The organism is Actinoplanes sp. GCM10030250, assembly GCF_042666575.1.
Lineage (GTDB): Bacteria > Actinomycetota > Actinomycetes > Mycobacteriales > Micromonosporaceae > Actinoplanes.
Window position 1 is genome coordinate 93517 of record NZ_JBHTDO010000039.1, and the last position, 7689, is coordinate 101205.

The window sequence follows — 7689 nt, forward strand, 5'->3', positions numbered from 1 at the left end:
TCAAGTCGGAATAACCGTCCCCGGACCCCGCCGGATCCCCACTTCAGGGCGCTTTTCAAGAAATGCCGTGCATTCGCGTCCGCACCCGGTGGAACCCCATTCTCGACAGGAGAATCGATTCATGGCTGCAAATCCCCGTGCCCGCCGGCTGCGCCGGTTGGCCGGTGCCGGAGGGATGGCCACGGTGATCACCGCGGCGCTGATCGCCACCGTGACCAGCGCCGAGGCGGCGACCGCGTTCAGCGCGGACTTCGAGTCGGGCAGCACCAGCGGCTGGTCGAAGTCGGGCGGCACCTGGTCGGTCGTCGCCGACGGTACGCAGACGCTGCGCCAGACGAACGCCGGCAGTGAGAACGCCCGCGATTTCGCCGGTGACTCGTCCTGGACCGACTACACCGTGTCCGCCAAGGTCAAGCCGCTCGCTTTCGGTTCGGGAGGTTTCGTCGGCCTGCTGGCCAGGGCGAAGAGCTCCACCACCTTCTACCGGCTGGCCCTGCTGCCCTCGAACCAGGCGCAGTTGCAGGCGGTCAACAGCGGCAACATCACCGTGCTGGGCACTTCGTCGCGCACCGTGGCCACCGGCTCCTGGTACACGCTCAGCCTCAGCGTCACCGGCACCTCGATCACCGGCAGCGTCAACGGCGCCGCCGTCGGCACCGGCACCAGTTCGATCGCCTCCACCGGGCGGATCGGGCTGCAGACCGGTTACGCCTCAGCCGGCTTCGACGACGTGATCGTCACGACAGGCGGAACAACACCGCCCACGAGCAGCCCCACGACCAGCCCGAGCCCGTCAACGAGCCCGAGCCCGAGCACCAGCCCGAGCACCAGCCCGAGCACCAGCCCGAGCCCTTCCACATCGACCCCGCCGCCCACCAGCAACGCCCTCTACGCCGCCCCGAACGGCTCAGCCACCGCGGCCGGCACCGAGGCGGCACCCACCACCCTCGCCTCCGCGATCACCCGGATTGCCGCGGGCGGCACTATCTACCTGCGCGGCGGCACCTACAGCTCCGCCTCGACGATCACCATCGCCCCCGGTAACAACGGTTCCTCGGGCGCCCTGAAGAAGATCTTCGCCTACCCCGGTGAGCGGCCGATCCTGAACTTCTCCGCCCAGGCGGAAGCCACCACGGCCCGCGGCCTCGCGATCAACGGCAACTTCTGGCACATCCAGGGGCTGATCGTGGAGCGTGCCGGTGACAACGGCATCTTCATCGGCGGCAGCAACAACATCGTCGAGCGTACGGTCACCCGCTTCAACCGCGACAGCGGTCTTCAGATCTCCCGGATCGCGTCCGACACTCCGAATTCGCAGTGGCCCGCGAACAACCTGGTCCTCACCTCGGAGTCGCACGACAACGCCGACTCCGACGGCGAGGACGCCGACGGTTTCGCCGCCAAGCTGACCGTCGGTTCCGGGAACGTCTTCCGCTACACCGTGTCGCACAACAACATCGACGACGGCTGGGACCTTTACACCAAGTCGGACACCGGCCCGATCGGCGTGGTGACCATCGAGGACTCGATCGCCTACCGCAACGGCACTCTCACCGACGGTTCGCAGGCCGGCAACGGCGACCGGAACGGCTACAAGCTGGGCGGCGAGGACATCGGCGTGAACCACATCGTGCGCCGCAGCATCGCCTACAACAACGGCAAGCACGGGTTCACCTACAACAGCAACCCGGGCAGCATGACGATCTCCAACAACCTGAGCATCGACAACGCCGAGCGCAACTTCAACTTCGACGCCGGCTCCTCAACCTTCCGCAACAACACGTCCTGCCGCAGTGGCAGCGGCACCAACGACCGGATCATCGGCAACTCCGACGCCTCCAACCAATTCTGGTCCGGCTCGAACGGATCGCGCTGCACGTCGTACACCGGAGCCCTTGCCTGGTCCTTCGCCTCCGACGGCAAACTCGTCGTGACCCTGGGCGGCCGCGTCGTCTCCCTCTGACCGATTCTGCTCAGGCCCGGCCGGTTCCTCGGCCGGGCCTGACCCCATTCAAGATCAAGACCATTTTTCTTGTACGCGTTTCGCTCAGCTCTCCACCGCCCACGCGATCACCTGCAACGCAGGCCTTTGCCGCGCCCGCCGGGCGGAGCTGCCCACTCACCCGCCACGGCCCGCCGCGCCCACTCACCCGCCACCGGCCCACCGCGCCCACTCACCCGCCACGGCCCACCGCGCCCGCCGGGCGGAGCTGCCCACCCACTCGCCACCGGCCCACCGCGCCCACTCACCCGCCACGGCCCACCGCGCCCGCAAAGGTCATCCGTAGCGAATGAGGACCTGCCGCGGAGAGTCGGTGATGGTGGCAGCATGGACGCGATTCTGGGATCACTGACCGAGACGGAACTGGCGCTCGTCCGCGAGGCGGACCCTGATCGCTTGACCACCCTGGACGAGGACGCCCTCATCGAGCTGCACACCAGGGTTCGGAAGGCGCGCAACAAGCAGGTCAAGAACTACCGCCGCCGAGCCGCCACCCGCATCGAGGAGTCCGGCGGCCGCGGCAAGGCGTACGCGCGCAACGCCCGCCGCCGCGCCAAGGCCGAAGTGTTCGAGGAACTGCTCTCCGCGGTCAGCACGCGCCTGGCCACCGTGGCCCACGAGAGCGCGGAAACGTTGCGAGCCGAGCGGCTGGCGGAACCCGTACGCCCGCCCGTCCCGCCTCCTCCCGTGAAAAAGCTGAAGCCCCAGCAGCACGACCGCCGCCCGAAAACCCCCGACCGCAGCAAACGTCACGCCTCGACCCGTGCCTCCGGCGCCCGCCGCCAGGCCCGCCGCGACAACCGCTGACACCCACCCCGCTCTGCCTCGTCCCGCAAAACGCCCCGCCGCTCGCAGCCCGCACCGGCCGTCCCCATCCGATAGCCTGACCCGTGATGGAACGCGATCTTCTCGCCGCACGCGACCTTGTCGCCGCCCTCGCGGTCAGCGCCGGCCGGCTGCAACTCGAGCGGCGCGACACCCTGAAGATGGGCGCCCCCAAGGCGCACGCCAACGATGTCGTCTCCGACGTCGACATCGCCAGCGAGCGCCTCATCGTGGACGCCATCCTCGCGTCCTGGCCCGACGACGCGGTGCAGGCCGAGGAGGGCCACGGCCGCGCCGGTACGAGCGGCTGGACCTGGGTCGTCGACCCGCTCGACGGCACCCGCAACTACGTCAGCCGTACCGGGCCGTGGTCGGTGTGCATCGCGCTGTACCACGGTGAGCAGGCCCGGCTCGCCGTCGTGCACGATCCCGCCGCGGACGAGACGTTCAGCGCCGTCGACGGCGGCGGTGCGTTCCTGAACGGCGAGCCGATCTCGGCGTCGAGCGGCCCGCCCCTGAACGAGGCACTTGTCGGCGTCAGTTTTCAGCCCAATCCGCGTACCAAGGACCGCGCGGGCCGGGTGATCCGCGAGCTGCTCCCGCAGGCCGGCGACATCCGCCGCCTCCCCGCCGCGCTGAACCTGGTCTACCAGGCCGCCGGGCGCCTGGACGGCGGCGTGGCCCTCGACACGAACCTGTGGGACATCGCCGCCGGCGCCCTGATCGCCCGGGAGGCGGGCGTGACCCTCGGCGGCCACGGCACCGACTTCACCACCGAGCTCACCATCGGCGCCGCCCCCGCCCTGTGGCCCGCCCTGTCCGAGCTGGTCCGCGCGGCAACCTGACCGAGCCGGACAGTTGACGCGTGACGGCGACTTCGGCTGCGCCCTGTGCGGCAGCGCCCTGGGCGAGCCGGATCAGCACGTGCCGCCCATCTGAGGCAGAATCAGTCTGTGCGAGATATGGGACGGTATGGACTCTGGGCGCCCGAGCGAATCTGGCCGGATGACGCCTCCGCCATCGCCGAAGCGGCGCGTGAGATCGAGGATCTCGGGTTCGGGGCGCTGTGGGTCGGCGGCAGCCCGGCGGACGATCTCGGCCTGGCCGAAGCGGTCCTCGCCGCGACCAGCGCGCTCGTGGTCGGCACCAGCATCGTGGACATCTGGACCAGCGACGCGCAGCGGCTGGCGGCCTCGCACGCGCGCATCAGCGACCGGTTCCCCGGGCGGTTCTACCTCGGCGTCGGTTCCGGGCACGCACCCACGGCCGAGTCGCGCGGGCAGTCCTACACCCGCCCCCTGAGCCGGCTGCGCGAGTTGCTCACCGGGCCGCTGTCCGGGGTGCCCGCTCAGGAGCGGATGATCGCCGCCCTGGGCCCGAAGACCCTGGAGGCGGCGGGTGAGCTGACCGCCGGCGCCCTGCCGTACCTGATGCCACCGGCACACACCGCCGAGGCCCGCCGCATCCTCGGCGCCGGCCCGCTGCTCGTCCCGGAGCAGAAGGTCTTCCTCGGCACCGATGCCGCCGCCGCCCGCCGCGGCGGCCGGAAGGCGCTGCGGCTCTATCTGGCCCTGCCCAACTACACCCGGCAGCTGGTCAAATTCGGCCTCGACGACTCGGACCTCGCGGGCGACGGCAGCGACCGCTTCATCGACTCCGCGGTGATCTGGGGCGACCCCGAGCGGGTCCGCGCCGGCGTCGACGCCCACCTGAAAGCGGGCGGCGATCACGTGGCGGTGCAGGTCCTGATCGAGTCCGGCGCGCCGACCACACTGCCGCGCGCCGAGTGGCGGCAGCTGGCCGGATTGCTCGGGCTCACCTCGTAGCGCGTCCGCCCGGACCGGCCTCCCAGACGCGGTCGATGATCACTTCCGTCAGCCTGGTCAGGCGTTGGGTCAAGAGCCTGGCATGCGTACGGGTGTCGGACAGCGCGAGGCGAATATCGGACGCGAGATGGTTCGCCTCCCGGACCTCGCACTCGGCGCGGAGGGTGTCCGGCGACGTCGACGTCTCCCGGGCGACCACGTCCAGAACCGCCGGCAGGTGCGGTCCGCTGTCGGCGATGACGAAGAACCAGTCGTCCATCGGCTCACCGAACCGGGCCCATTCGAAATCCAGCAGTGCGGTGAGCCTCCCGTCCACCGCGAGCCAATTACCCCAATGGCAATCCGCGTGCACCGGGACATCGGCGCGAGCGTGCTGAGGTGCGCTCCCGGCAATCCTCGTGAGCCCCGCTAGCAGAGAAAACGGCACGACGCCGTCGCGGTCCGCGGCAGCGACACCCTCGATCTCGGCCAGCAACGCCGCTTTGCTGACGAAGCCGCCGTGGTCGAGCGGCTCCCGCAGGATCCGTTCGGCGTCCCCTCGTGGAGCCCAGCTGTGCAGTGCGTGGAGCCGTTGTACCGCCTGCTCCGCCAATGAGCACGCCATCGCCTCATCGACGTCCGGCAGTCCCATGCCGGGAACTGCCCCCGGCGCGCGGACGTAGCAGGCGTACCGCACCTCGTGCCCGCCCACCAGGTGGGTTCCGCTGCCGAGAAGCGGTGCGGTGAGCCCGTCCGGCAGCTTTGCAGCGAGGGTGATCTCCCGGCTGAGGCGGGTGTGCTCCTCCGCTGCGATGATCTTCACGACGATGTCGGCGGCGACGTGAACCTGATGCGAAAGGCTCTCCACGGCGGCCATCGGTCCGGGGTTACGACCGAGGACCGTGGTGGCGATCGCCCGAGCGGCTTGCCCCGTGATCATCGTGTCAGTCATCGGTGATCCCCTGTCCGCCGGTCTCCGGAACACCGTAGATCCCCGTGATCCCCTGTCCGCCGGCCTCCGGAACAACGTAGATCCCGGTGGCCCCCGGGAGCCGATCGACGTAACCGCTGACGCGCCGGGGCCGGTGTCATCAAGGCCGCGAACCCTTTTTCGGCAACACCGATCGGTTCTCGCCGCAACGCGTTGATGGGCGCCTTCGGCACACCCGGGAATTGCGGCCCCAGCGCATTCGACTTTGTGATTCCCGGCACTCGGCGACACGTTCCGGCCGGATGGATCAACGTCAGTCGCCGCTATTCCGCAGACCTTTCATCGACGGTTGCGTTCCCCGGCGTTCGCGCACGCGGCTGTTGTACGTTTCGAGTGTTCTGGGGGGATTGGCCCCTGTGGGCTACGGGGAGCGGATGATGACGGTCGATGTCGCGGCGGCGCCACGGGCACGAGGCCTGCTCAGCCCGGTGAAGGACCTGCGGGTGGCCGCCAAGCTGTTCCTCAGCTTCGCCGTGGTCTGCGCGCTCGCGGTGATCATCGGTGTGGTGGGTGTGCTGCAGGTGCGGGCCGCCAACGACCGGATGAAGGAGTTGTACGCGTCCAACCTCAAGGCCATCGACTACCTCGGCAAGACCAGCAACGCGGTCACCTCGCTCCGGTTCCAGCTGGCGAACATGATGCTCACGCCGGACCGGGCCGGCCGGGACGCGGCACAGGCGAAGATCGACGCGGTGGACGCGGACCTCGACACCCAGTTCGCCAACTACAAGTCGACGGGCACCGAGGGGCGCGAGACGCAGATCGCCGCGTTCGAGGAGGCGGTGGCCGGCTACCGGCAGATCCGCGACGAGCAGATGATCCCGCTGGCACTCGCGAACAACGTGGCCCGGTTCATCGAGGTGCGTGCCGGCGAGGCTCAGCCCTTCATCGACGCCACCGACGGGGCGCTGGAGGAGCTGATCCGGATGGAGGACGCGTTCGCGGTCAAGACACAGCAGGAGTCGGATGAGGCGGCTTCCGGTGCCGCGATCACGATCGGCGGCATCGTCGTGGCCGCGTTGATCCTCTCGGCGATCATCGTGGTGCTGATCAGCCGGGCGGTGGCCCGCCCGCTCGGCCGCGCGGTGACCGTCCTGGAACGGGTCGCCGGTGGCGAGCTCGTCGGCCGGCTGCCGGTGGACACCGCGGACGAGGTCGGCCGGATGGGCGGGGCGCTGAACACCGCGCTGGAGCGCATCAGCGGCGCGATGCGCGACATCGGCGGCAACGTGGACACCCTCGCCTCGTCGTCGGAGGAGCTGGCCGCCGTCGCGGCCCTGGTCAACGAGTCGGCCGACCGCTCCTCGGCGCAGGCCCAGGCCGCGTCCTCGGCGACCGAGCAGATCAGCATGAACATCACCACGATCGCAGCCGGCTCCGACGAGATCGGTGCGTCCATCGGCGAGATCGCCCGATCGACCTCCAGCGCCGCGGAGGTCGCCTCCAGCGCGGTGACCGCCTCGGCCAAGGCCGGCGAGATCCTCAACAAGCTGGGCGCCTCCTCCACCGAGATCGGAGCCGTCGTCAAGCTGATCACCACGATCGCGGAGCAGACCAACCTGCTCGCCCTCAACGCCACCATCGAGGCCGCGCGAGCCGGTGAACTCGGCAAGGGCTTCGCCGTGGTCGCCGGTGAGGTCAAGGAGCTGGCTCAGCAGACCGCCCGCGCCACCGAGGACATCTCCACCCGGGTCCTGACCATTCAGGGCGACTCCGAGGCCGCGGTCGTGGCGATCGAGGACATCAGCAAGATCATCGAGCAGATCAACGCGACCCAGTCAGCCATCGCCGCCGCGGTGGAGCAGCAGACCGCCACCACCACCGAGATGAGCCGCAACGTCAACGAGGTAGCCGCCGGCTCCTCCCAGATCAGCGAAAGCGTCTCCGCCGTCGCCGCAGCCGCCGGCGAAACCACCAGCGCCGCCGCCAACACCGCCCAGACCTCCCACGACCTCGCCCGCATCGCCAGCGCCCTACAGGGCAGCCTCGCCCGCTTCACGTACTGAGCCTCGCCTCGCCTCGCCTCGCCTCGCCTCGACCTGCACCGCCCCGCCCCGACCTGCACC

At 69.9% G+C, this 7689-nt stretch carries 6 protein-coding genes; 5 read left to right on the forward strand and 1 reads right to left on the reverse strand.

What is annotated here, in order from left to right; genetic code table 11:
- Window positions 1-121: 121 nt before the first annotated feature.
- From ACFQV6_RS36325 to ACFQV6_RS36340, 4 genes are all read left to right on the forward strand, one after another.
- Window positions 122-1963, forward strand: coding sequence for a family 16 glycoside hydrolase (locus ACFQV6_RS36325; protein ID WP_378032217.1), 1842 nt, complete (start codon window positions 122-124; stop codon window positions 1961-1963).
- Between the two features lie 366 nt (window positions 1964-2329).
- A complete protein-coding gene (locus ACFQV6_RS36330; protein ID WP_378032218.1) occupies window positions 2330-2809 on the forward strand; it encodes a hypothetical protein in 480 nt (159 codons plus the stop codon).
- 86 nt (window positions 2810-2895) lie between these two features.
- A complete protein-coding gene (locus tag ACFQV6_RS36335) occupies window positions 2896-3672 on the forward strand; it encodes an inositol monophosphatase family protein (RefSeq protein WP_378032219.1) in 777 nt (258 codons plus the stop codon).
- 117 nt (window positions 3673-3789) lie between these two features.
- Entirely contained in the window at window positions 3790-4653 is an 864-nt protein-coding gene (locus ACFQV6_RS36340; RefSeq protein WP_378032227.1) for a TIGR03620 family F420-dependent LLM class oxidoreductase, read from the forward strand.
- On the opposite strand, the gene ACFQV6_RS36345 is transcribed toward ACFQV6_RS36340, so the two are convergent.
- Window positions 4643-5584 carry a phosphotransferase gene (locus ACFQV6_RS36345; protein WP_378032220.1) on the reverse strand — a complete coding sequence of 314 codons (942 nt, stop codon included), beginning with the start codon at window positions 5582-5584 and terminating at the stop codon, window positions 4643-4645. The genes ACFQV6_RS36340 and ACFQV6_RS36345 overlap by 11 nt on opposite strands.
- Window positions 5585-6000: 416 nt before the next feature.
- Between ACFQV6_RS36345 and ACFQV6_RS36350 the strand changes: the two genes are divergently transcribed.
- Window positions 6001-7629 (forward strand): methyl-accepting chemotaxis protein, encoded by a 1629-nt coding sequence (locus tag ACFQV6_RS36350; protein WP_378032221.1) that lies wholly within the window; start codon window positions 6001-6003, stop codon window positions 7627-7629.
- The last annotated feature ends 60 nt before the right edge of the window (window positions 7630-7689 follow it).

Bases quoted from the DNA above. Each gene is read 5' to 3' on its own strand.
- ACFQV6_RS36325 (WP_378032217.1), top strand. From the start codon at position 122: ATGGCTGCAAATCCCCGTGCCCGCCGGCTGCGCCGGTTGGCCGGTGCC.
- ACFQV6_RS36330 (WP_378032218.1), top strand. From the start codon at position 2,330: ATGGACGCGATTCTGGGATCACTGACCGAGACGGAACTGGCGCTCGTC.
- ACFQV6_RS36335 (WP_378032219.1), top strand. From the start codon at position 2,896: ATGGAACGCGATCTTCTCGCCGCACGCGACCTTGTCGCCGCCCTCGCG.
- ACFQV6_RS36340 (WP_378032227.1), top strand. From the start codon at position 3,790: ATGGGACGGTATGGACTCTGGGCGCCCGAGCGAATCTGGCCGGATGAC.
- ACFQV6_RS36345 (WP_378032220.1), bottom strand. From the start codon at position 5,584: ATGACTGACACGATGATCACGGGGCAAGCCGCTCGGGCGATCGCCACC.
- ACFQV6_RS36350 (WP_378032221.1), top strand. From the start codon at position 6,001: ATGACGGTCGATGTCGCGGCGGCGCCACGGGCACGAGGCCTGCTCAGC.